Origin of the sequence: Pseudomonas sp. B21-054 (assembly GCF_026016345.1) — a bacterium.
GTDB lineage: Bacteria > Pseudomonadota > Gammaproteobacteria > Pseudomonadales > Pseudomonadaceae > Aquipseudomonas.
The window spans coordinates 5,448,967-5,473,539 of the sequence record NZ_CP087204.1 but is presented as its reverse complement, the minus strand read 5'-3'; the positions used below and the strand labels follow the sequence as shown (position 1 = coordinate 5,473,539).

The window sequence follows — 24,573 nt, the reverse complement described above, 5'->3', positions numbered from 1 at the left end:
GGCAATCCGCCGGACATGAAAAAAGGCCGACGGGTGAGTCACCCGCCGGCCTTCTGAGGGGCGATGTACGTGTTACTGCACTTCGACCGCCAGGCTTTCACTGATCTTCTTCTGCCAGATGGCAGGACCGGTGATGTGCACCGACTCGCCCTGGCTATCGACCGCCACGGTCACCGGCATGTCCTTGACCTCGAACTCGTAGATCGCTTCCATCCCCAGCTCGGCGAAGGCCAAGACCTTGGATTTCTTGATCGCCTGGGCCACCAGGTAAGCGGCGCCGCCGACGGCCATCAGGTAGACCGCCTTGTTGTCCTTGATCGCTTCGATGGCGGTCGGGCCGCGCTCGGATTTGCCGATCATGCCCAACAGGCCGGTCTGCTCGAGGATCTGGCGGGTGAACTTGTCCATCCGCGTGGCCGTGGTCGGGCCTGCCGGGCCGACGACTTCGTCACCCACCGGGTCGACCGGGCCGACGTAATAGATGAAGCGACCCTTGAGGTCCACCGGCAAGGTTTCACCTTTGTTCAGCATCTCGACCATGCGCTTGTGCGCCGCGTCGCGACCGGTGAGCATCTTGCCGTTGAGCAGCACGGTTTCGCCCGGTTTCCAGCTCTGTACTTCTTCCGGGGTCAGGGTGTCGAGGTTCACGCGGCGAGCCGACGGACCGGCTTCCCAGACGATTTCCGGGTAGGCGTCCAGCGGTGGCGCTTCCAGCGACGCCGGGCCGCTGCCGTCGAGCACGAAGTGGGCGTGACGGGTGGCGGCGCAGTTGGGGATCATGCACACCGGCAGGGAGGCGGCGTGGGTCGGGTAGTCCATGATCTTCACGTCGAGCACGGTGGTCAGGCCACCCAGGCCCTGGGCGCCGATGCCCAGTTGGTTGACCTTCTCGAACAGCTCCAGGCGCATCTCTTCGATACGGTTCTGCGGGCCGCGGGCCTTGAGCTCGTGGATGTCGATGGATTCCATCAACACTTCCTTGGCCATGACCGCGGCTTTTTCGGCGGTGCCGCCGATGCCGATGCCGAGCATGCCCGGTGGGCACCAGCCGGCGCCCATGGTCGGAACGGTCTTGAGCACCCAGTCGACGATGGAATCGGACGGGTTGAGCATGGCCATCTTCGACTTGTTCTCGGAACCGCCGCCCTTGGCCGCCACGTCCACTTCCACGGTGTTACCCGGGACGATGGAGTAGTGGATGACCGCCGGAGTGTTGTCCTTGGTGTTTTTACGCGCGCCTGCCGGGTCGGCGAGGATGGATGCGCGCAGGACGTTTTCCGGCAGGTTGTAGGCGCGACGCACGCCCTCGTTGATCATGTCGTCCAGGCCCATGGTCGCGCCATCCCAACGCACGTCCATGCCCACGCGCACGAACACGGTCACGATGCCGGTGTCCTGGCAGATCGGCCGATGGCCGGTGGCGCACATGCGCGAGTTGATCAGGATCTGCGCCATGGAGTCACGGGCCGCCGGCGATTCTTCGCGCAGGTAGGCCTCGTGCATCGCCTGGATGAAGTCCACGGGGTGGTAATAGGAAATGAACTGCAGGGCGTCGGCAACGCTCTGAATCAGGTCGTCTTGCTTGATCACGGTCATGAGTCGCGCTCCTCTCTAAGACGGGAACATTCAATAAGGTGCCAGCCGTTTGGGTGCATCGGTCGACGGACGGCACCTCTTAAGGCACGCCGGTCATGCTGGCGCGACGCTAAAAAGGCGCGGCAGTATATCGCAGGCAGGCACCCTGTGGGAGCGAGCTGCCTTTGTGGCGAGGGGATTTATCTGTGGCGAGGGGATTTATCCCCGCTGGGCTGCGAAGCAGCCCCAGAAAGCTCGAACGAGATCAGCCTGACACACCGAGTTGTCTGGTTATGGGGCTGCTGCGCAGCCCAACGGGGATAAATCCCCTCGCCACAGGTAAATCCCCTCGCCACAGGGAACCATGCCCTAGTCCAAACTGGGGACCCGCCAGCCTCAAACAAATGCGTCAATTTGGGCCATTGCTTTGACGCCATTTTTCTGCTCCAGAATTGAATGGTCATTTGCCCTACACGCCACTAAAGTGGCGTCTGGCCTGTAGCGTAGGACGCCTCCTGTCAGTTTCCTTTCCCATGGTGAGTCAACGATTGACCCATAACGCCATCCAACGTCTTTTGCTGAAACGCTTCGCCTTGGCAGCCGCGACTTACGCGCTGGCACTGGTGTTGTTGTGGCTGGCATTTTTCAGTGGTCATTACCTCGATTCGTTGCGCGATGTGATCATCGGCAGCGTGTTGGTGGTGCTGTGCCAGGCCGGGCTGTTCGCGCTGTTCATCACCGACCGCAACCTGCGGTTCGCCGACCCCAGCCTCACGGAAATACAAGTGTTGATCGGTCTTGGCTGGCAGACCTGGATGATGGCGCACCTGGACCAGGCCCGGGGCGTGTTCCTGGTGTTCTATGTGTTGATCCTGCTGTTCGGGCTGTTTCACCTGTCCCGCCGGGCCTTTTTGCGCTGTGCGACGCTGGTGTTCATCAGCTTCACTGGCATTACCCTATGGGACGGTTACTTCTTTCGACTGCCCGACCCTACGCTGGCCGGCTTGCAAGTGTGCGTGCTGTTCATGGTGTTGGTGTGGCTGGTGTTTTATGCCCGCTACGTCCAGACCTCCCGTCAACGCATGCGCCAGCGACGGTTTGCCCTGCAGGCGCACCAGGACACCTTGCGCGGCATGATGCGCCAGCTCGAAGACCTGGTGGCCACTGATGAATTGACCGGCCTGTTCAACCGCCGGCATTTCCTGCGCCTGGCGTCCCGTGAACTCAACACCCTCAGGCCGGGCGTCGCCCATGGCCTGGCCTTGATCGACCTCGACCATTTCAAGCGCATCAACGACCTGCACGGCCACGCGGCTGGTGATCAGGTGCTCCAGGCGTTTGCCGCCGTTGCCACGGCCTGCCTGCGCGAAGGCGACGTGTTGGCCCGTTACGGGGGCGAAGAATTCGTCATGCTGTTGCCCGCTTGCGACCCTTCGCGCCTGACGGCCTGCTGCGAGCGCTTGCGGTTGGCGTTTACCGAAGTCGAGCTGATCGGCCTGCAGGTCGGGCCCCTCAGTCTGTCGGCCGGTTTGACCTTGCTGGAGATCGGGGACGACCTGGACAACGCCTTGCAGCGTGCCGACCAGGCGTTGTACCGGGCCAAGCGAGACGGGCGCAATCGTTGCGCCGCCGCCTGGGAGAACGTCGATGCCTGAGCTGACAGTCGCCGGCCGGCACTGGACGGTGGCGGCCGGCAGTAACCTGCTGGACGCGTTGAATCAGTCTGGTGTGCCGGTGCCCTACAGTTGTCGCGCCGGCAGTTGCCATGCATGCCTGGTGCAATGCGTGGGCGGCGATGTGCGTGACGGCCGGCCCGACGCCCTGAGCCCGGCGCAACGCGCCCAAGGCTGGCGACTGGCATGCCAGTGCCAGGTGGTCGAGGACGTGCAGATCCACACCTTCGACCCGCAGCGAGACGGCCAGGCCGCCCAGGTGGCCGCGGTGGATTGGCTGGGCCCTGATGTCCTGCGCTTGCGCGTCATCCCTGAGCGGGCGTTGCGTTACCAGGCCGGGCAGCATCTGGTGCTGTGGGCCGGCGACGTGGCGCGGCCGTATTCCCTGGCGAGCCTGCCCGAGGAAGACCGCTTTCTGGAGTTTCACCTCGATTGCCGCGAGCCCGGCCAGTTCATCACTGCCGCCAGGCGCATGAAGGTCGGCGACCCGATCCGTCTGGGCGAACTGCGCGGCGGAGCGCTGCATTACAACCCGGACTGGCACGACAAGCCGCTGTGGTTGCTGGCCGCCGGCACCGGCCTGGCGCCGCTGTTCGGTCTCCTGCGCGAAGCCCTGCGCCAGCAACACCAAGGCGCGATTCGGCTCATTCACGTGGCCCACAATGAGGCCGGGCATTACCTGGCCAAGCCGTTGGCGGCGCTGGCCGCCAAGCATCAACACCTCACCGTTGAGCTGCTGACCACGGCCGAGGCGCCCCAAATGCTGGCGCAGCTACGGCTGGTTTCGCGACAAACCCAAGCGCTGGCCTGCGGCCATCCCGACCGGGTCGAGGCCTTTGCCAAGCGCCTGTACCTGGCCGGACTGCCACGTAATCAACTGCTGGCTGATGTTTTCCTCACCCGCGAGAGCAGCGCAAGCTGACCCACCGCTATCGCGAGCAAGCTCGCTCCCACAGGGGGATTTGGGTTGGCTGATGAGTTTCAGGTCAGCACCGACTCAGTGTGGGAGCGGGCTTGCTCGCGAAGACGGCGGCACATTCAACATCATTGCCAGCTGACCCCCGCTTTCGCGAGCAAGCCCGCTCCCACATTGGATGGGGTGCTGTTCTCCGACTTTGTGACCACCGCCAAACCCTGTGGGAGCGAGCTTGCTCGCGATGGCGTCAGTCCAGGCCCGGCATATCCTCAGGCAGAAACCAAAAAGCCCCGCCATTCACATGGCAGGGCTTTTTGTTTTTCAGCGGCCGGTCACTCAGACCATCGGGTCGCCTACGTGCAGGATTTTCATCCCGTTGGTGCCGCCGATGGTGTGATAGCTGTCGCCTTTGGTCAGGATCACCCAGTCACCGGTCTGCACTACGCCGCGCTTGACCAGTTCATCCACCGCCGCCTGGCTGACTTCGCCCGGTTGCAGGGCGGCCGGGTCGAACGGCACGGTGTAGACGCCACGGAACATCGCGGCGCGGGCCTGGGTTTCGCGGTGCGGGGAGAACGCGTAGATCGGCACCGAGGAGCGAATGCGCGACATGATCAGCGGCGTGTAGCCACTTTCGGTCAGGGCGATGATCGCCTTCACGCCCGGGAAGTGGTTGGCGGTGTACATCGTCGCCAGGGCGATGCTTTCGTCGCAGCGCTCGAAGGTCTTGCCGATGCGGTGGCTGGAGGTCTTGCTGGTCGGATGCTTTTCCGCGCCGATGCAAATACGCGCCATGGCCTGCACCGCTTCGAGGGGGTAGAGGCCGGCGGCGCTCTCGGCCGAGAGCATCACGGCGTCGGTGTAGTCGAGCACGGCGTTGGCTACGTCGGACACTTCGGCGCGGGTCGGCATCGGGTTCTGGATCATCGACTCCATCATCTGGGTCGCGACGATCACCGCTTTGTTGTGGCGGCGTGCGTGCAGGATGATCTTCTTCTGGATACCCACCAGCTCGGCGTCACCGATTTCCACGCCTAGGTCGCCACGGGCCACCATCACGGCGTCGGAGGCCTTGATCAGGCCATCGAGGGTTTCGTCGTCGGCCACGGCTTCGGCGCGTTCGATCTTGGCCACCAGCCAGGCAGTACCGCCGGCTTCGTCGCGCAGTTGGCGGGCGTATTCCATGTCGGCGGCGTCACGGGGGAAGGACACGGCGAGGTAGTCGACTTCCATTTCCGCGGCCAGCTTGATGTCGGCCTTGTCTTTTTCAGTCAGGGCCGGCGCCGTCAGGCCACCGCCGCGACGGTTGATGCCTTTGTGGTCCGACAGCGGGCCGCCGATGGTCACGGTGCAGTTCAGTTCGGTGGCGGTGGCGGTGTCGACGCGCATCACCACGCGGCCGTCGTCGAGCAGCAGCTCATCGCCCACGCCGCAGTCCTTGACCAGGTCCGGATAGTCGATGCCGACCACTTGCTGGTTGCCTTCGGTCAGCGGATGGCTGGTGGAGAAGGTGAATGTGTCACCGATCTTCAGCTCGATGCGCTTGTTGGCGAATTTGGCGATACGGATCTTCGGGCCTTGCAGGTCACCCAGCAGGGCAACGAAACGGCCGTGCTTGGCCGCGAGGTCGCGTACCAGCTTGGCACGCGCCTTGTGCTCTTCGGGGGTGCCGTGGGAAAAGTTCAGGCGGGCAACGTCCAGGCCAGCCAGAATCAGCTGTTCGAGAACTTCCGGCGAATTACTGGCCGGGCCAAGGGTAGCGACGATTTTGGTGCGACGGACGGACATGCAAGACTCCTCAAGTTCAAGCGCCAGCGAAGGCTACTATGCTCTTTGGGTGTAGTCATTGTTCATATGCACTACTTTTTCGTTTGTTTTTCGAAATGAACATTCTTGAAAATTTTTGCGCCTCCTTGGCCTGCACACCGACTTATGGCTAGAGGATTATCTGTGGCGAGGGGATTTATCCCCGCTGGGCTGCGAAGCAGACCCAAAACATCCCGCTCGATAAGCCTGACACACCGAGTCGTCTGATTTCAGGGCCGCTTCGCAGCCCAACGGGGATAAATCCCCTCGCCACAAGAGCAAGCCCGGCACCATTTTCAGGCTGAAGATTTTTCCAGCCAGGTCGATACAGAGCTCAAGACAGGAGAACCTCCCATGCGATTCGTGCTTTTTGTTGCCCTGGCCCTGAGCGTCACGGGCTGCACCCGTTGGTCGATGAACCACCACATGAACCTGGCCTACAAGGCCTATGACCGCGGCAATTGCGAGCAAGTGATGCTCGAGTTGTCGCAGGTCGACCGCGCCAGCCGTGCCCGCCGCTATATGCAACCGGAAGTCTCGATGTTGCGTGGCCAGTGCCTGGAACGGCAGAAGCTGTTCATCGATGCGGCGCAAACCTACCAGTTCATCATCACCCAATACCCTAACAGCGAATACGCGTTCCGTGCCCGCGCCCGCCTCGAAACCTTGCAGAGCCTGGGTCATTACCCCACCCGCAGCGCCTCGGCAGTGCGCCCTACAGCGTCCTGATACCGCTGGTCAGATCCCCGGCCAGGGGCAACCCCTGGCCGCCTCCTTCTTGTACCGTTGGGGTAGATGAAAGGTGTGCGACCGGACTGGCTGTTGCCAAACCTTCGGCTATATTTGTACAAGTCGTATTAGAGTTAGATCTCTAATGTTGAGAAGCACCTGTGACCGGCAGAAAGTCTTAGCCAAGCACTTCACGTGTCAGGCACCGGGATCGGGGAGAGCGGCCTGGCTTGGGTTCGTTCCGAAGTATTCGTTTACCCCTGTTCGGGGTCGTTGAAAAAGCGATACAAGACATGTACAAAAAAAGGCGAATCGAGCGGCACCAGCTGCCGTGTTTTCTGCGTGTGTTCAACGGCGTCAATGACCGGCCCATCGGTTTTTTGGGTAACGTCTCTGAAAGTGGCCTGATGCTGATCAGCCATTTGCCCTTGATGGTGGGGGCGGACTTTGAACTGCATTTGAAAATCCCTTCCGATGAGGGACCGCAACAAAACATCAAGCTGACAGCCAATTGTCTATGGTGCCGTGAAGACGTGACGCCGATGCATTTCGATGCCGGCTTCAGCCTGAAACAGGCGCCGCCGGAATACGGGCAACTGATCAGTGCGTTGCAGCAATATTTCAGTTTTTATCCGTTGCCGGAATCGGCTTGAGGCCATCTCTCTGTGGGGGCCAGGGCGCAACGCCTGGCTCTTGCGGATGTACCTCAATCAACTGTGGGAGCGAGCTTGCTCGCGAAGGCGTCGGCACATTCAGCATTGATGCCAGCTGACCCACCGTCATCGCGAGCAAGCTCGCTCCCACAGGGTCCTCATACATTCTGTACTTCTAGAGGTCCTTCGACCTTCAGCGCTGGACCTTCGCCTCGTTATCCAGCAACCGCTCCAGCAACAACACCCCCATCTCGCCCATCTGGTGAATCGCCAGGGCCAGGTTGCGCGGGGCGCCTTCCAGGTCTTCGGACAAATCCAGGATCAGCGTGCTCACCGAGCAGAAGGTTTCGTAAGTGTGTGCGAGCATGCCTTCGGGATTGGCTTCGGGGGCGACGATGAAGTAGTCCAGTTGCTTCGCAGTCTTCTGGTCGGGCTGGCCGTTGTTGGGCTTGAGGTAGTAGTCCAGGGCTCGTTGGGCGGCTTGGTCGAGCTTTTCGGGGTCGAGGGTTTCGTGGGGGGAGAGCGGGTCGGTGTGGGGTGGATTGGGGGTTGGTTTGATCATGGTGATTTCCCTTAAATGATGCCTTGACCACTTCGCGACTAAACGAAGGGGGGCGGCTGTACGCAGGTTAGTCGACCGGGGAAATGTCACCAAAACCGGCGCGCCGAAGCGCCCTGCGCACAGCCACCATCAAGAGCAGGGATAGGGAGACCCGACTGATGGAACGCGATGCATCTTGGTGATATGCCCCCGGGCGACTAAACCCGATCGCTGGATATCAGCGACGCGAATCAAGTTACGGGGCAAGGCCAAGGCGCACAAGCCGGCGGATTCTGGCGGATCTGTAGGCAATGGCGCAAGACGGCGTAGTCATCCTCCGAGCCCCGAAAAACCGGGGAGGCCTTCATGGGACGGAGACTACCATCCATCAGAACTGTCAGATCTTACAGGTTGGCAGGATGTGGTAAGGCTTGTTAACTGTATCCAGTCCTTCGGATGAATGTCTGAAAAACACTAAGCCTGAAGGTTAAGCCATCGCTCATATCAAGGTGAATGACCATGGATAATGAAGATGCTAAATCGGAAATCGGCAATAAACTTTCTCCACATAGTGTGGAGGGTCAAGATGTTACTTATGAAGATTATAAAAAAGCTAAATCGTCAGGTCTTTCATTTATTAAAACGTTAACGGTTACTTACGACCACTTTAAAGCGGAGCTGTCGGTTGAATATTGGTGGTCCAATGATGGAGATGTACTTCATGGTTACGCAAGGCAGTACAGAGTAACGTCCAACGGAAATAACAGCGGCAACATAACATTTGGTGTCCACGGAAGAAGTCCAGACCAGATTTGGGAGAGAGAGTTGACTGGCAGCGCAGTGCAAGACGGTGAGTGGCATGAACTTACGGGAGGAGGTAAGGGGGGATGGGTAGGCGTTGTCTCAAAGAGAGGAAAACTCTATTTTCATTATACGTTTGACAGGTCAACTGGAGGGGACCCCTCGGCAGATACGGAACTTACTGTTGTGTTTCCTAATTAACGAGTATGGGAAGACGTCGACTGTTGGACGTAGCTTCAGCCCAGCAACAAAACATGCATCGATGCCATAAAAGGTGAATAAGATCATGTCTGCAGAGAGTGAGGAAGAACGCGCGGCTCCGATTATTGACGCGCCTGCCAACAATTCCGAGGTCAGAAACGGCGAAATAGACGTATCCGTAACCTCATCCTCCACGGGGACGATGATAGCGCGTCTTTATACATTTTCAGGGAACACGGCAATATCCGAGGGCCGGGCAACACAGGCAGGTAATCGATGGTCCGCCCGGCTACCCGGTATATTTGCCCCCGGACCATACAGGGTCGAAGTCGCCCAAGGAGGGACGGCAATGCACTATGTCACCCTGCGTGTCACACCCGTCACCATCGCCGCTCCCCCCTCTGGAGATGTACCTAACAGGCAGTTTACCGTCAGCGGTAATGGCGGTGAGCACGGTGTGGGGACGGTTACCGTGCATAATGCATCCGGTAATGGACTTTTAGGCACAGCAACAATCAGTGCCACGGGCGGTAGCTGGACGGCCAATGTGACCTTGCCCAGCGAGACGCAGGCCCTGACGTTCTACGCCAAGCAAACAATCGGATCCTACCCCTCCCCGAATTCAAGCTCTAGAACGGTAATGCTGGCGGTCCCGCCCGTGGTGATTACCTCGCCTTCTACCGGCGATGTGAAGGACAACCCGTTCGTTGTCACCGGAGGCGGTGGCAAACCCGACGGCCGGGTCACGATTCATAACAATGCCAACAATGCACAATTAAGCCCTGCCACAATGGGCCAGAATGGCAATTGGACGGCATCAGTGTCTCTGCCCAGTGAGACGGCACCCTTGGCGTTCTATGCCAAGCAGTGGTTTGGAGATCGCGACTCGGTGAAGTCAAATGTAGTCACCGTGACGTTGTTCCCCGCCCCCCCCATCACCGGCCCCGCTGCCGAATCGATTCAAGACCTGTCATTTACAGTGACGGGTAATAAGGGACGTTCGGGCGCCATCGTGCAGGTATGGCGAGGTCTGACCGACAACAAAGTGGGGGAAACAGGCACGTTGACTGGGGCCAGTTGGAGCTGTCCCGTTACGGTGTCCGCAGGCAACATATCCCTGACGGCACACCAAATAATCGGTGGGAATCCATCGAATCGTAGCGTGGCTCGGGCGTTTAGAGTCCGGCCTCCCAAGTTGACCGATATCATCATCACCCAACCGACCCCAACCTCGGTGAAATTCGAGGGCGCCGGTTATGTCAACGCAACCGTACAGATATCTGTGGTCAACGGGCCTGGTGGAGGGACACCGCCCGCTGCGCCCGTGAACGGTGGCAGGTGGGAAACCACGGTGACGAATTGGCCGTTTGGCCTATACAACCTGAGTGCAATACAGAAAGTCTCCGACGATGCCGGTGGCTGGATCGAATCGCAGCCCTACACCTTTAATGTCGACCTCAAGCTCCCAGGCCCGAGCGATGTCACCTATACAGACGTTTACCAACCCACCTTCTCGGGCAAAGGTTTGAACGGCGCCACGGTGAGGCTCTTTGACGCTGTCGACGATTCGAAGATTGCCCCCGACGCCCCTGTGGATAATCGTGGAGAGTGGAGTACCAGGGCCCTGGCGGAGTGGGGACCGACATTCAAGCGCAAGGTCAAAGTGCTGCAATTCTGGGGCGAGCAGGCCTCGCCGGACGCGATTGAAATCGAGGTCACCATCCCACCCCTGGCGCCGGTCATGAACCCGCCGGTCGAGAACGGTCTTTCGCCAAACCTCAGCGGAACGTGCTGGCCGGAGGCCGAGTTGAAGCTTACGTTCAGTGACAGTGCCATCGAACACATTGTCGATAACCACAACGGCTCCTGGAGCTTCCGCCGCGACGAGCCGTTTGCGCCTGAAATCACCCACACTGCAAGCCTTACCCAGTTCGCCGCGCAGCAAACGTCACTCCCTGCGATCAAAACGTTCGTGGTCGCCTTACCTATGCGTAAACCGGTCCTCACCTATCCAGAGCCGAATGGTGAGGTCGGCCGCAACGTGACCATCCGCGGACGGGACGGCATGGCCGGGGCCACGATGCAATTGCGCGATGCTCAATTCGAAAGGCCGTTAGGCCAGGCCAAGTTGCTGACCGCCGACGGCGAGTGGTTCATCGAACTCGCCGATCTGGCGTTTCGTCGGTACACCATCGACGCGCAACAGACCCTCGAAGGGCGACCCTCCGAATACAGTGAACATCTGGCTTTTGACGTGGTGCTGCTGCCCCCCGAATTCGACGAGCCGCAGCCCGGCGGCAACCTGCCGCGTACTTCGGAGTTGTCCGGCAGGGGCATGCGGGGCGGGTTGGTTGATGTCTGGCTTCAGGGTGCAAGCGAACCGTTGCTCAAGGATGTTTTTATCGACAGCGAGGGTCGTTGGAAAGCCAAGGTGACCTTGCCGGTTGGCGAAACCACGATTCGCGCCGTGCAACGTTTTGAGGACCAAGTCTCTAAAGAAAGCCCATGGCTGACCTACGACGTGGTCCCCGCCGCCCCGTTCATTGAAACCCCGGCCGCGGACGAACACATCGGCCGGCGCGTTGTGGTGTCCGGTTTCGGTGTACCGGGGGACCGCGTGACGGTGAAGCTGGGCGACGCCGGGCGAACGGTGCTGGGCAGCAGCCCGGTGCTGGAGGATCGAACCTGGTCGCTGACGGTCACCTTCGATCGGCCTGGCGGTGCCTTTGGCCTGATGGCGGTGGCGTCGAGCGAGGGTTTCGATTCCGCCGATTCACCGGCGCGGGCGGTGGTGTTGGGCACGTACCAACCGTCCATCGAGGTGCCAGCGGCGGGGCGTTGGGTCGGTAACCCGGTGAGGTTCGAAGGGCAGGGCCGGGCGGGGATCGGTCATGTGGTGAGCTGGTTCAACCCGGATCGGGTGTGGGCGCCGGACCTGAGCGTCGCAAGCGGCGGCTGGCAGGGCGCAGCGCCGCAAGCGCTGCCCGATGGCGGCAACTGGTGCCGGTTCAGGCAAAGCATCACGGATGCTGTGGACGGTGCAACGACTTCCGATTGGGTCGAGAGCGAGCGCTTCGAAATTCTGTCACCGCCTGCACGGCTCACTGTCGACGCCCGATGAATGGTCATGAGCACTGTCAGTTCTGACAGTAGACGGCCTGCGCCTGCCGGCGCCAAATCTCTTTGACCAATGGCAAGGCCCGGGCGCTTGCTCAGGCATCGAAGGCCGTTATCGAATTCGAGGACTCGTCCATGGCTGATTCCCGCCCTGCCGTACAGCTACTGATCCAGGTATTCAGTGCCAATCAACTCAACCAATACGCGGCGCTTCAGACGTACCTCGAACAAGGCGGTTCGATCTTTCCGCTGGTGGAAAAGGGTGAGCGGGGGCTGATGAAGGATTATGGCTTGAGCCAGGCAGATGCCCGTCGGTTCCTGCGGCGGGCCAATAGCATGGCCATTTACCTACGGCGCCAATTCATCGAACACATCCTGCACGGTTCAGAAAAAAAACAAGCGTGGCAGCGTACGGGGTTGTTGTCGATGGTACAGGGGCCCAATTTCGAGCGCCTATTCGACCCCGAGTTCGAGCGTTCTTGCCCGCCCCAGGCGCTGGAATCGCTTGCCTCGCCGGTGGCGTACCTGATCGAGCTGATGAGGTGGATCGCTCAGCGTATCGAACCGGCCTCAAACGATGTGCTCAAGCTGCCCTTGCATGATCGGCGCAAGGACCTGAAACCGTTGGTCATCGATTTCAATGCGGTGCATCGGGCAGTGTCCTCGGTGGACATCATCGTCCCGGTGCTGGAAACCTTCATCAACGAGCACGAGGGGCCAGCGGATATCGAACAGGCGATGATCGATGCGCGCTATCCCAATGGCCTTCCCTACTATCAACATTGGGTCACCCTGGACACCGTTGCCCACCGCCATGGCCTGTCGGTGGGCAGTTTCGCCCAGCAGGTGGACCTCGCTTTTCCCTACTTCCTGCAAGCCCAGGCCTGGGACGCCAGCGCCGATCGCGCCCTGGCCCATGCATCGCGGCTGGGGCCTTACCAGCGTCGGTTACTCACGGAACCAGCGATCAAACTCGAGGATAAGGACAGCTTTTACCGGCAAAACTTCGGTGCCGAAGGGCTGAGTTGGCAGAACCTCAATCAGGTACCGTTCTTTGGTGAACGAACCAAACTCGACACGCCAGGACTCGAGGCCTTGTTGTCAGTACGCGGCTTCGCGCCGGTGCGCTCCACCAACGTGACCTACCCGGTTGCGACGCCTGGAGACGGCCCGGAAAGTGGGCGTTCCGGTTCGGTCTATATCAATGCCAATAGCCATCCGGGTGTCAGCATCATCAGTCAGGAGGGCGACTCCTCGAGCTTTCACTGGCTTTCCGCGAACCCTGATAATGCTGCCGGGCTTCAGTGTTACGACCGGATGAACCGCAAAGTGCGTCTGGACCAATGGCTGGCGTTGCCGAGCGAGCAAGTGGATACAGTGCTGGTGGCTGCCATGAGGGCTGAAGTGCGCGGCGGTGCACCGGCCGGTTCCTGGTGGATAACGGACAACGTCGTGCACGCACTCGGGCTGTTCCAGTCGCTGCGTGAGCGCTATGGATGCCCGGTCAGCGACTTTGCCGCGTTTATCGACCAGTTGTCGGTCTACGGTCGCGCCGAGGTGCCGTCACAATTCGATCAGGTCTTCAACGACGAGGGTGATTATCGGGAGCCCTTGAAACTCGACAACGGGACGTTCCCCCTGTTGCCGGAACCCGGAGCGCCCGATCTGACGGTCACCCAGTTGTGCAGTGCCTTGGGCATCGATCTGCAGACTTATCAGTATCTGGCCCTGATGGTCGCCGGAGCGCACGACATCACGGACGAGAGTCTGCCGCGCAACCTGGCGATTTTTTCCAGCTTTTACCGGCTGGTGAAGCTGCCGCGATTGTTGGGCATCACCCCGGTCGAGGGCGTGCTGATGCTGACGCTGCTGGGCGGGGAAACCTGGATCAAGGCGCTGGCGGGCGTTCCTCGGATCGACGCGACCCGAGGCGAGGCCCCGGACGTGCTGAACCTCATCCAGGTCATGCAATTGTGTGTGCAATGGTGCACTGATCGCGATCTACCGGTGCTTTGGATGCTGCAACACATCTCGGCGCCACAAGTGCTGGCCGCTACAGACGTCGAACACCAGTTGTTCAATCAGATATTCAACCTGTTGCCCGGCGCGCTGTTCACCGATGCGGCTGTGTTGATGGCCGGTGTGCCGCCGTTGACGGGCGCTAGCTGGCTGACTTTGTTGTGGAGCCTGGTCGATATTGACGGGTTGGTGGTGGCTCGTTCAGGAACGGAAGCCGAGTACCTGGCCTTTGCCCGGGAGGAGCTCGATAAAGCGGTGATCGACGGCCTCGGGGAAAAATATGACGAGGAACGCCCGGCCTTTGTCGAGAAAATGCTCACCGTGTTGCTACAGGCCAGGGACGCTCAGGTGGCGGTGGCCAAGGAGTCTCTGGCAGGTTACATGGGGGTCAGCGCCGATCAGGCGATCGAGGTCCTTGCCTGGGCCAATGCGACGGTGTACAGGCTGTTGCATCTGGTGCTCGAACGTGATCGTTCAAACCTCGAAGATTCTGTGAAGGAGCGTGACGAACCGCTTGATCCCTGGCTCGTGCTGCTGGCCGATGTGCGTCGTCTCGCAGCCGTGGTGGCCAAGCTTGAGCTCAGCGCGCAACTGCTGCGCGACTACCTGGCCTACGGGTACAAAGCCTGGCTGGGCCAGGACGACAGTCATGAGTTCACGGTGCGCACGCTTTACTACCTGACTACGCTCACCCGTGCGTTTGAGTTGAGCGAACAACCCGCGCAGACGCTGCTCGATTATCTACGCGAGGTCAATGCCCTGCCTTCGCCGTTGACGGGCGATGCATTGCGCCTGGCCCAACAAGCGGCGTCGATCCGTCTGGCGGGCTTTTTCGACTGGAGCGTGCAAGAGGTGCGCGAATGCATCAGCCGCATCGACCCAGCGTTCATGATCCTGAAAAACCTGACCCAACTGGATCTGCTGATGCGGGTTCGGGTATTGGCGGCTCAGACCGGCATGGATGCCTTGACGATCTTCCTGATGGGTACTTTGCCGGAAGACGTTGACAAACCAGCCTACAAAGACGCCGCCGAACATGCCTTGCTAAGCCTGTCGGAATCCGGTGTGCCGTCGATGGCCTTCACCGGGGATCTCAAGCAACTCGTCACGATGACCTGCACCGTGGACAACACCGACGTGATTGCCAAGCCGGGCGAGAAGATCACCTTCACCGTCACACTCAAGGACCGCGACGGGAAAGCGTTAAGCGGCGTGATGGTTTATTGGAGCGTCGAGCTGGGGACCATTGTAAACAAGGAAACGGACGTCGATGGCACGGTTCAGGTGGATTTCTATCCGGGCAAAGTGATAGGTACGGACACCCCGCAATACTGGCTGGACCTGTTCGAGCGCGAATATGCCCCTACCATTCGGGTCAACGTCGATGCTTCAACCCTGCAATTTCCGCCGCCGCTCATGTCGAAGGTACCGCTGGGCCCCGTGCCCTATGGTCAGGAAGTCGAGCTCTTCGCCACGCTGATGGACCGTTATCAAAACATCGCTAGACAAAGCCTCGTGCGCTGGTTGGATCGAACCTCGGCAGACAGGGAGATCTCTCCATTGAGGTTTCGACCGGATCAGTCCTACACCGATCAGGAGGGCGTGGCCCGAACCTTTGTTTCCAGTTCAGCAGGCGGTACGTTCGTCATCGGTGTCCTGACGGATGCCGGTGACAGTATCAGTAATTTCGAGCGCTTTACGTTTGCCGATGAGGAGTCAGCATCATGACCCTGCACAGCATGAGCGAACTGTTCGAAAAGCGCCGTAATGCCCTGATCGAGTACTGCCTCGGGCAAGTTGGAAAAGGGGACGGGGATTCCCAATACAACTTCCTGCGAACCCCGGCGGACCTGTTCGAACTGTTGCGCATGGATCCGCTGGACAGTTACCCGGTCCAGAGTTCCTGGGTCGCCGAAGCGACGAGCTGCGCCCAGCAGTTCATCCATGCCGCCTACCGCAAGCTGGAGCCGGGCTATGAAGCGGTCGAATTCGACAAACGCGATCTGGCCACGTGGGAGCTCTACAGCAATTATCCGGATTGGGCGGCGCTGCAACTGATCACGCTTTACCCGGAAAACTTCATCACGCCTTTTGTACGGCAGCGCAAGACCAGCCTGTTCAAAACCCTGGAAAACAACCTCAACCAGGCGCGGCTGAACATCGATTCGGTGCAAGCGGCCCTGCAGGACTACCTGCAGACGTTCGAACAGACCTGCAACCTGGACGTGCTCAGCAGCTATATGGACGGTACGCCCGAGCGGGCCGATTATTATTTTGTCGGCCGCCAACGTGTGCCACCTTTCCAATACTTCTGGCGCAAGGCTGAGGTCGAGCTGTCGCCCAGTTGCGTGGCTATCAACCCAGCGGCCTGGAGCGAATGGCTGCCGGTCGATACGCCCACGGGCGTAAGGATCCTGGATATCCGGCCGGTGTTCTGGAGTGGGCGGCTGTGCCTTGTATGGGCCGAATGGCAGGACAAGGTTGAAAGCGACGGTAGCGACATCAGCTTGCCGCACCGGCTGGAGATCAAGGTGGCTTTCATGAGCCAGAACGGCCAGTGGTCATCCCCGTTGAGCCTGCACAGTTCCGCGAGCGAGGCGGACCTCACGCCAGGAGCCAGGTTGATCGCCACCATCTGGGCCGATGATTCCCACCCCAAGGGCCGGTTGGGCGTCCTGTTGACGAACGACAAGACGAAGGACAAGGCAGAAGACGATGGTGGTGACGGTGTTCTCAAGGTGTTTGCGGTACGCGACGTGCTGTTCCGCCCCTTGGCCTGGGATGACGGCGGCTGGCTGGAGCAGGCGGCGAAGGTACGTTTTGTCGATGCCGAAACCGTTCAACATCCGCTGATGAATCAACCGAGCGTCAGTCCCTCCGTAGAAGCGGTGGGCAGGTTGACGCCTTTCCTGGATCTGCAAGCGGTGGCGTTTCGCGTCGGCAACGATGATGTTCTGTTTGTGCAGGGCTTCTTGAGGCCTTCGGGGGAAGCCGAAGGCCAAGATGAAACATTTGATTTGACGTTGGAACACGCAGAAACAGGAGATCAACGCTATGAAGGCGAGCATCCGGTTGCCGGTGGCTGGAGTACCGACTGGCTGGTCTTCAGGCGGTCGAAGGGGTCGTGGGGGGACGCTACCTTTTCTTTCGGGACGAACAAGGCCGGTTATGGACGTAAAAAATTCGTATTGGGCATTAGCAACGTCACGGCTTTCCCCCCGGTATCTCTGCTCAAGAACAGCCTCGATGCGGCGCAGTTCCTGTCGCTCAACCAACCGGAACTGACGCTTAAATACACCCGCCTGAACTCGCTCTTCGGCCCGGAGCTGGTGCAACGTTCCAATGTTTCCGTCGATGCGGTACTCGACTGGGATACTCAATTCCTGCCGGAGCCGCCTCCCACTACCGGGCCTATCAACGAGCCGAACGGCGCATTCGACGGTGCCAACGGTTTGTTTTTCTGGGAGCTGTTTTTTCATCTCCCGCATCTGGTCGCGGCGCGTCTGCGTGCCGAGGACCGTTTCCTGGAGTCGCAGAACTGGCTGCACCACCTGTTCGACCCGCAGGCGCCGGCCGACGCCACGCAACCCTTACCGCCGAATCCGAAACCCCTGTACTGGCGCTGCCGACCCTTGGCGGGCCCCGGCAACCTGGGCTGTGAAACCATGGCGCCTACTGACCCCGATGCCATCGCTTATTCGGCGCCGAAGCATTTTCAGATTCTGGTGTTCTGCGATTACGTTAAAAATCTGATTGCCTGGGGGGACTGGTATTACCGGCAACTCACCCGTGACAGCCTGGTGGCGGCCAAGTTGTGTTACGTCCAGGCCGAGTTTCTGATGGGCAAGGCGCCCTCGGTGCAGACGGTGAACCGTTGGGAAGCGGACACGGTAAACAGTCTCATGCACAAAAGTACTTCGCGACCGGCGCTCGAGCAGTTCGAGCGAAACCTGTCGTTCAGCTTGTCTGATTTCCCTGCTGCCGCCGAGGCGCCTCCGCAGCTTGGGCTGTTGGCGAACGATCCCTTCAAACCGCCGATCAATGAACAGGTGCTGGCGCTGTATGACCTGCCCGGCCAGCGCCTGCATAACTTGCGCAGCAACCTCACCCTGGACGGCAAGCCATTGGACATTCCGCTGTTCAGTCCGCCCACGGATCCCAACCAATTGTTGCGTGATCTGGCAGCTGGCGGTGCCGGCGCTCCACGACCCATGGGCGGACGGCTGGTGGTCGGTGCGTTCCGTTGGCGCACGACTTTCGAAGTGGCGCTGCGGGCCGTGCAGACCTTGCAGGAACATGGTGAGCAGGTGCTGCGTTTGCTTGAGCGGCGGGACCAGATCGAACAGGAAGACATGCAGCAGAACTACCTGTTGGAGCTCGGGGCTTATGCCCAGACCATGCAGGAGCAGAGTCTCCTGCAGTTGCAAGAGACCAAGGCCGCGCTGGAGCAGAGCCAGGCCGTGGCGCAGGAGCGGGAAGACGCTTACAAGCGACTGTATGAGGATAATGTGTCGGCGGTTGAATACCAGGTCATGGACAACCTGTACCGCTCAAAAATCCTTTCCACGACCTCGGCAAACATCAGGCCCGGGGGGGCCGCGATTGCTGCGCTTGCCAATATCTTTGGTGTGGCCAACGGTGGGTTTCGTCTCGATAAAGTCTACGACGTGGCGTCTTTTGCCCTGGATATCGCCGCGGCGGTGCTGCAGATCGACGCCGAGAAACAGGCCACTACCGAGAGTTACCGTCGTCGACGGCAAGAGTGGCAGTTGCAACGCGATCAGGCGAAGGCGGAGGTGCTGGCAATCAAGACACAAGTCACTGCGCAGAGCCATGCCGTGACGGCCGCCCAAACCAGCCTGGACCAGACTCTCATCGCCAACAGCCAGGCCCTGACGGTCTACAACTTCCTCAAGAAGCGGGCGACCAATGCCGAGCTGTACGGTTGGTTGCTGGGCCAGTTCAAGGCCTTGCACTATCAGGCCTACGATGCCGTGGTGAGTCTGTGTCTCAGCGCCCAGGCCTCGCTGAGTGCCGAAACCGGCGACTACGACACGCAGATTCCCTTGCCCCAGGTCTGGCTGGACAACCGTCACGGGCTGACGGCGGGCGAGCACCTGCGTGCGCATCTGATGCGCATGGAGCGTGAATATCTGCAACGTTTTGAGCGGCGGCTGGAACTGGTCAAGACCATTTCCTTGCGCCAGTTGTTCGACGATGAAAACGATCCGCAGACGGGCATCGAAAGTTGGGAGGTAGCGCTGCAAGCGTTGCGTACCAAAGGCACCCTGGAGTTCAAGCTCACGCAACTGTTGTTCGATCGCGATTATCCGGGGCATTACTGCCGGCAAATCAATTCGGTCGAAGTCGACCTGCCTGTACTGACCGGACCTTACGACAATGTACGGGCGACGTTACGTCAGATCAGCAGCATGACGGCCACCAAGGCGTCTGTCCGCTCGGTGGATTACCTGCACCGTCCCGAGGAGGCGGTGGCGCCCACCGAGGTGCAGATCAACCTGCGCAGCGGCCAGCAGATTGCCTTGTCGCTGGGGATTGGCAATTCAGGCATGACGGCCCTGAAGCCCGAAGAAAGCTTGCTCAACCCCTTTGAAAACACCGGCGTGGTCTCGCGCTGGATGCTGACTTTCCCGCGACCTGGCAAAAAGCCGCAGTGCGACATGCTGCGCTCGTTGACGGACATCATCGTGCGGCTCCGTTACACCGCCAAGGCCGGTGAGCCGCCGTTTGCAAGGGCCGTCGAAGATCGGGTGACCGAGCTTGACCCCGGTGCTGCAGAGTGCACACCCGTCGTAGGGGCAGGCCGTCATGAATAAGCCCATTATCCAGGCCAACGAAAGTCTGGTACTTAACGGCGAGTTCAAGCAGGCGTTCACGCACTGGAAAAAGGGGCCGATCAATCCGAACTGGTTGGGTACTGCGGATGAAGCGTATGAAGGCGTGCCGATCAGCTTTTTAAAAGCCGGCAACAGGTCCTCGGTCAGTCAACTGTTGGCAGCGCCGAAAGCCCCGGCTGCCAATGCTCGTTATGCGCTCAGCTTCCTCTGTGAAATGCGGCATTCAGAAGCAGGAAGGTTGGTTGTCAAGGTGGACGGGCAGCCCCATGAACAGGTCATTGCGCTGTTGCCCGGCGAACCTCGCGATGCGGTGCAGGATCAGGCACGGCTCAGGGAGGGGCAACCGTTGGTATTCCAGCCAATCTCATATGAAGAGGACCTGGACCTGCCGTTCGAGGCGCATGACACCCTTGAAGTCAGTGTATTCAGCCCGCCCAACGCGGCTGGGGATCTCATTTCAAGCGTCTGCATCACTCGCATCAACCTCCAGCTGCATCTTGAACCGGCGGTGATGCGGACGCTCAGGCTGGACGAGCAATCGCTGAGCGCATCAGGACCTTTGTACATCTGTCTGGGGGCTTCGGGAGACTTGGCCCATCAGCTTGAGTTCGTCCCCGATCCGGACAATGCCTGGCTGGATACCCAAGCGGCATTGACCAGCGACGACAACCCACTGGGCGCGATTGTTGCGACACCAGCCTGGGGCGTGAATCATCCCTTGGCGTCAGCCTGGACGCTGGATTGCCCGTTGATCGGCGATCAGGACCCCTATCTGTTCTCGCTGAACCTGCTCAATCAGTACACCGCCGATCCTTATCCGGTGCAGGTGTCGCTCGGTCATCATCGGCTGGCATTTCATGACGTGCTCGAGGCGGCGTATTACCCGGTACTTGAATACAACCAGTCTGTCCGCCTTGGGGTCCAGGTCACCTCCTATTACACCGGCCAGCCCCTGAGCGGGCGCACCGTGAGCTGGAGTTCCACTACTCGGCAGATAAGAGATAGCGCCGAGACCGGCACGGACGGCTGGGCTTATTTTGACTGCCTGCCGACGCAGGCGGGGGATTTCGAGATCGAAGCGTCGGTCGAGAGTCCTTACTACGCCACGGGCGTGGTGACGCAAACCCTGGCGGTCCGGGTGCTGGCGACGGATCCGTGGAAGGAGGTGCAGGCGGTCGTCGAGGGAGGGCAAGCACCTTGGGAAGACAAGATCGGCTATCCCAATCGAGGGTCGGATTACCCGGTGGATCTGAAACTGCCAGCAGACAGTCCTTTGCAGGGGACGGCGCTGTCGTTGCACTGGAGCGGTGATTCCCATGAGCAACTGGGCGTCGTGGTCAGCCCGGCGCTTGAAACACCGGTGCCGATCACGGGTGCCGAACTGGCCTGGACCCTGACGAGCGAAGATCGCCTGGACGGTCAATTCGACCTGCAGTTGTTCTGCTCGAAGCTGCTGCTGCCTTCACCGAAAAAATCCATGTCGCTGGCGCGTAATCTGGTCAAGGTTGGCGAGGTACGCGAGGCCAACAAGTTTCCCGTGGTGGACGAAAGCGAAAGCGTGCTGTTGCGGGTGCAAGTGGTGCACTTCACCGTCAGCGGCGACGGTGATCCCGTTGTTAATGCGCAGGTGCAATGGACGGTCGCCGCTGACCCGATTGCCAACGTCACCACGGGCTCCGGTGGTTGGGCCAGCGTGTGGTACACGCCGCAGAGCGCGGGGGACAAGGTGGTCGTCGCCAGCATCAAGGCCCATGGGGAGGCCGTTGCGGTGGAGCAGCCTTTCGATGTGAAAGCGATTGCGACCAGTCCCTGGAAAGATGAAGTCACGATTCGGCTGGATGACGTCGAAGTCCAACGCAATGGGCTCGGTGTGCTGTGCCGGCGTGGTCAGACACATAAGCTCAAAGTCGTGCCGAAATCTGGCAGCGCGTGGATCGGCAAAAACATCAGTTTGCACTGGCGTGGGGCCGACCCGGATATCGGATTAGTGCCCGCTGACCTTGGCACGCCCAAGCCTCTGGTGGCAGCCGGTACCGAATGGAATCTCGCCTCACAGGTGGGTACCAGTATCAGCAGTCTGTTTGAGCTGGAGCTACGTCTGGAGAGTGTTTCAGTCGTCAGGGAGCTGACCGGCCGATTGGTGGCCGAGGACCTGACCGAAGAAATCAGCCTGAGGCTCGACCAGATAGTCGCCGCGCTGGATGCGCAGACGCTCTATCCATGCCTGGGAGCGCTGCACCGCTTCAGCGTTTTGCCTAATGCGCTGAGCCCGCTGGTGGGACTGGAGTCAACCCTGGCGTGGGCGGGGACGTCCGCCGAGGATTTGGGGGCCACGGTTCGACCCGCATTGAATCTTGCGCAACCGGTCCACGACGGCGGCGCGATCTGGGTGCTGGATTTTACCGCCAGCGAGCAACCGGGCCAGTTTTCCCTGGCGTGGGCAATACCCTCGCTGGATTTTGTCGCCACCGCGAAGCCGATGACGCTGGCCCATAACAAAGTCCGGATCCATGACTGGCGCGACTCACCGGTGGACCCGGTGGTGGGGCAGGAACCGGCGTGGCTGTGGGTTCAGGTGCTCTCTCACTTTACCGGGCGTGCGGTCGCCGGTGTTCCGGTGACATGGGCTGCGGACGGTTCCAGCACCGAGCCTACGAACGCCGATGGCTGGTCCGGTTTTGCCGTGGCTCCGGCAAGCGCCGCAGAACAGACCGTGAAGGCGTCCGTGAGCAGTCCCTATGATGGCTATGAAGAGGAGCGGCTATTTGCGCTGACGGCACTGGCAGAGGATCCCTGGGCAGGGTTGATGGTTCAGTTTGATGGTGCACCGGCCGAACCTTGGGGGGGAAAGACCTATTTTCCGCGCCGTAAGGGCGAGCACGTGTTTGAGCTGACGGCCGCCGAGAACAGCCCTTTGTTTGAACGCGACTTGACACTGGGCATGACCGGGACCGGACCGACCGCGCTGGGAATCAGGTTTTTGCCAGAGGCCCTGGGCATGCCGCGCAGGTTTTCCAGAGAGGGATTGCAGTACATGTTCAAGGCCGACGATCTGAAAGATGGCAGCTTTGCCTTGCGCCTGGCATCGCAGCGTCTTGCCAGCTTGTCACCCGCCAATGCGATGTCGTTGGGGGAAGGCGAGCAAGTGCTGAAAATCAGATTTGACAGCAGTGTTTCTCAAACCCTGGATTGGGAGCAGGAGCTCGTCGAACAGGTCACCGTTGTGTCCTCCATCAGCGGCAGGCCTATCGCCGGTGTGACCGTGACGTGGCGAGGTGATGATTTGGGAAGAGTGACCTCGGTGACCGACTACTACGGGGTGGCGCGAGTTCGCTTTGTTCCCACCACGCCTGGCGCCGCCCAACTGACCGCGACGGTGGGGGAAGGGGAGCATCTGCAAACGTTGGCGTTGACCTACTTCCTGAATGAGCCACGGAAAATCCAGTCTCTGGGTAGCGATAAACCCAATGGTCATCTGGGGGAACTGGTTTCAGCGGTCGTGACCGTGGTATCGGCCATGACCGGCGAGCCTTTGCAAGACGTTGAAGTGATGTGGGAGTACCCCAACATCACGATTGCTTCAACGAGAACTGAAACCGATGGGCGAGCCCATGTGCAATTCAGATTGCCGGGGGTTCGTAAAGGTCTGTTGCAAGCCGTTGTCCCGGGTGGCTACGCGGGATGGGAGGTTGCCCTTATGGTGTTTGAACTGGTACCCAATGAAATGACCTGGCTCCAGGAGTTCAAGCCTTACGTCAATGGCGAACCGGTGAAGTGGCCTGACGTGGAATTGAATCTGGTCACAGGCGAACTTTGCACGTTGACGCTCGACTACGAATACAGCTGGTTGATTGGTGATCCGGACGCCCAGATCCTTCTGGAATACAAGCCGGGCGAGGAAGCACAAGGTCTGGTTTTTGATCCGCCGTTAGGGCAGTTGGTGGTGATGGCGCAGGGCACGACGTCGTTGAGTTGGACGATTTCTACGGGCCAGGTGCAAGGTGGCCCCTTCGTGTTGCAATTTGATATGCCTTCAATGAGTGGAATACCAAAGTCGCCGCCGTTGCCAGGAAACATGGTTTATGTAGCACCAGAGTTCGACGTTAAATTCGATGATTTTTCAGTTGATTTCGGGAGTTCCGCCTACCCTTGTCACGGTGCAATTCACACTTTTTCTGCTCGGCCCAAACCCTCCAGCCGGTTTCTGAATACCAATGTAAAACTGGTGTGGGGTGGGGAGTCCATTGAGAAGCTCGGTGTCGTGGTTACCCCTCCATTGGAGGATGCACAGTGGATGGCGCCGGAGGGCATAACCTGGGAACTGAATTGCTTGAACACTACCAGGAATGGAAAGTTTTCCTTGCACTTGGAGGTGGTGGAGTCGGGAGCTGCGACTGGGCAATTAGCGATGTCTCTGGGGCATAATCTAGTGACGGCTGAACGGTGGACATCGGGACCATTTCAACAATGGCCAGACTGGGATGACTACTATGTGTCGAATATTCTCGCCACGTCCGTTCATTTGAATGTACCTGCGGCTAGCGTTCAAGTATCCATAAACGACGTACCGTCTAATGCGCTTTTCACAAACGCAAAGGGGGAAGCTTCAGTGAGGGATTTTTATAGATTGTCGATCGTCAATCGATATGACGGAAGTATCGTCCCCTAGTGACTTTTGCATTAG

General features: G+C 59.8%; 12 protein-coding genes. 9 read left to right on the top strand and 3 right to left on the bottom strand.

What is annotated here, in order from left to right:
* Positions 1–72 precede the first annotated feature (72 nt).
* On the bottom strand, positions 73–1,596 hold the full coding sequence (locus tag LOY70_RS23775) for a fumarate hydratase (RefSeq protein ID WP_265029516.1): 1,524 nt from the start codon (positions 1,594–1,596) through the stop codon (positions 73–75).
* Between the two features lie 527 nt (positions 1,597–2,123).
* On the opposite strand from LOY70_RS23775, the gene LOY70_RS23770 reads away from it, so the two are divergent.
* Positions 2,124–3,230, top strand: coding sequence for a sensor domain-containing diguanylate cyclase (locus LOY70_RS23770; protein ID WP_123344491.1), 1,107 nt, complete (start codon positions 2,124–2,126; stop codon positions 3,228–3,230).
* The gene (locus LOY70_RS23765; protein WP_265029515.1) at positions 3,223–4,170 is read left to right on the top strand and encodes an iron-sulfur-binding ferredoxin reductase; all 948 of its coding nucleotides are present in this window, start codon (positions 3,223–3,225) and stop codon (positions 4,168–4,170) included. The genes LOY70_RS23770 and LOY70_RS23765 overlap by 8 nt, the downstream gene beginning before the upstream one ends.
* Before the next feature lie 330 nt (positions 4,171–4,500).
* Here LOY70_RS23765 and pyk read toward each other — a convergent pair whose 3' ends face one another.
* Positions 4,501–5,952: a pyruvate kinase gene (gene pyk, locus LOY70_RS23760; protein WP_092393429.1), complete on the bottom strand. Its 1,452-nt coding sequence runs from the start codon at positions 5,950–5,952 to the stop codon at positions 4,501–4,503.
* A gap of 372 nt (positions 5,953–6,324) precedes the next feature.
* Between pyk and LOY70_RS23755 the strand changes: the two genes are divergently transcribed.
* Both LOY70_RS23755 and LOY70_RS23750 read left to right on the top strand, forming a co-directional pair.
* Positions 6,325–6,699 carry a tetratricopeptide repeat protein gene (locus LOY70_RS23755; protein WP_025215263.1) on the top strand — a complete coding sequence of 125 codons (375 nt, stop codon included), beginning with the start codon at positions 6,325–6,327 and terminating at the stop codon, positions 6,697–6,699.
* 293 nt (positions 6,700–6,992) lie between these two features.
* Positions 6,993–7,352 carry a PilZ domain-containing protein gene (locus LOY70_RS23750; protein WP_265029514.1) on the top strand — a complete coding sequence of 120 codons (360 nt, stop codon included), beginning with the start codon at positions 6,993–6,995 and terminating at the stop codon, positions 7,350–7,352.
* A gap of 193 nt (positions 7,353–7,545) precedes the next feature.
* On the opposite strand, the gene LOY70_RS23745 is transcribed toward LOY70_RS23750, so the two are convergent.
* Positions 7,546–7,914, bottom strand: a complete 369-nt coding sequence (locus tag LOY70_RS23745; protein ID WP_265029513.1) for a DUF6124 family protein — start codon at positions 7,912–7,914, stop codon at positions 7,546–7,548.
* A gap of 498 nt (positions 7,915–8,412) precedes the next feature.
* Here LOY70_RS23745 and LOY70_RS23740 point away from each other — a divergent pair, with 498 nt between their 5' ends.
* The 5 genes from LOY70_RS23740 to LOY70_RS23720 all read left to right on the top strand — a co-directional run bounded on the left by LOY70_RS23740 (position 8,413) and on the right by LOY70_RS23720 (position 24,558).
* The gene (locus tag LOY70_RS23740; protein WP_265029512.1) at positions 8,413–8,895 is read left to right on the top strand and encodes a hypothetical protein; all 483 of its coding nucleotides are present in this window, start codon (positions 8,413–8,415) and stop codon (positions 8,893–8,895) included.
* Between the two features lie 349 nt (positions 8,896–9,244).
* Positions 9,245–12,016 carry a hypothetical protein gene (locus tag LOY70_RS23735; protein ID WP_265029511.1) on the top strand — a complete coding sequence of 924 codons (2,772 nt, stop codon included), beginning with the start codon at positions 9,245–9,247 and terminating at the stop codon, positions 12,014–12,016.
* 131 nt (positions 12,017–12,147) lie between these two features.
* A complete protein-coding gene (locus LOY70_RS23730; protein WP_265029510.1) occupies positions 12,148–15,759 on the top strand; it encodes a Tc toxin subunit A in 3,612 nt (1,203 codons plus the stop codon).
* Complete coding sequence (locus LOY70_RS23725; RefSeq protein WP_265029509.1) at positions 15,756–19,868, top strand: neuraminidase-like domain-containing protein; 4,113 nt, start codon at positions 15,756–15,758, stop codon at positions 19,866–19,868. Before LOY70_RS23730 ends, LOY70_RS23725 begins: the two co-directional genes overlap by 4 nt.
* Entirely contained in the window at positions 19,861–24,558 is a 4,698-nt protein-coding gene (locus tag LOY70_RS23720) for an Ig-like domain-containing protein (RefSeq protein WP_265029508.1), read from the top strand. Before LOY70_RS23725 ends, LOY70_RS23720 begins: the two co-directional genes overlap by 8 nt.
* Positions 24,559–24,573 lie beyond the last annotated feature (15 nt).

Bases quoted from the DNA above. Each gene is read 5' to 3' on its own strand.
- LOY70_RS23750 (WP_265029514.1), top strand. From the start codon at position 6,993: ATGTACAAAAAAAGGCGAATCGAGCGGCACCAGCTGCCGTGTTTTCTG.
- pyk (WP_092393429.1), bottom strand. From the start codon at position 5,952: ATGTCCGTCCGTCGCACCAAAATCGTCGCTACCCTTGGCCCGGCCAGT.
- LOY70_RS23745 (WP_265029513.1), bottom strand. From the start codon at position 7,914: ATGATCAAACCAACCCCCAATCCACCCCACACCGACCCGCTCTCCCCC.
- LOY70_RS23765 (WP_265029515.1), top strand. From the start codon at position 3,223: ATGCCTGAGCTGACAGTCGCCGGCCGGCACTGGACGGTGGCGGCCGGC.
- LOY70_RS23725 (WP_265029509.1), top strand. From the start codon at position 15,756: ATGACCCTGCACAGCATGAGCGAACTGTTCGAAAAGCGCCGTAATGCC.
- LOY70_RS23735 (WP_265029511.1), top strand. From the start codon at position 9,245: ATGCACTATGTCACCCTGCGTGTCACACCCGTCACCATCGCCGCTCCC.
- LOY70_RS23740 (WP_265029512.1), top strand. From the start codon at position 8,413: ATGGATAATGAAGATGCTAAATCGGAAATCGGCAATAAACTTTCTCCA.
- LOY70_RS23755 (WP_025215263.1), top strand. From the start codon at position 6,325: ATGCGATTCGTGCTTTTTGTTGCCCTGGCCCTGAGCGTCACGGGCTGC.
- LOY70_RS23775 (WP_265029516.1), bottom strand. From the start codon at position 1,596: ATGACCGTGATCAAGCAAGACGACCTGATTCAGAGCGTTGCCGACGCC.
- LOY70_RS23720 (WP_265029508.1), top strand. From the start codon at position 19,861: ATGAATAAGCCCATTATCCAGGCCAACGAAAGTCTGGTACTTAACGGC.
- LOY70_RS23730 (WP_265029510.1), top strand. From the start codon at position 12,148: ATGGCTGATTCCCGCCCTGCCGTACAGCTACTGATCCAGGTATTCAGT.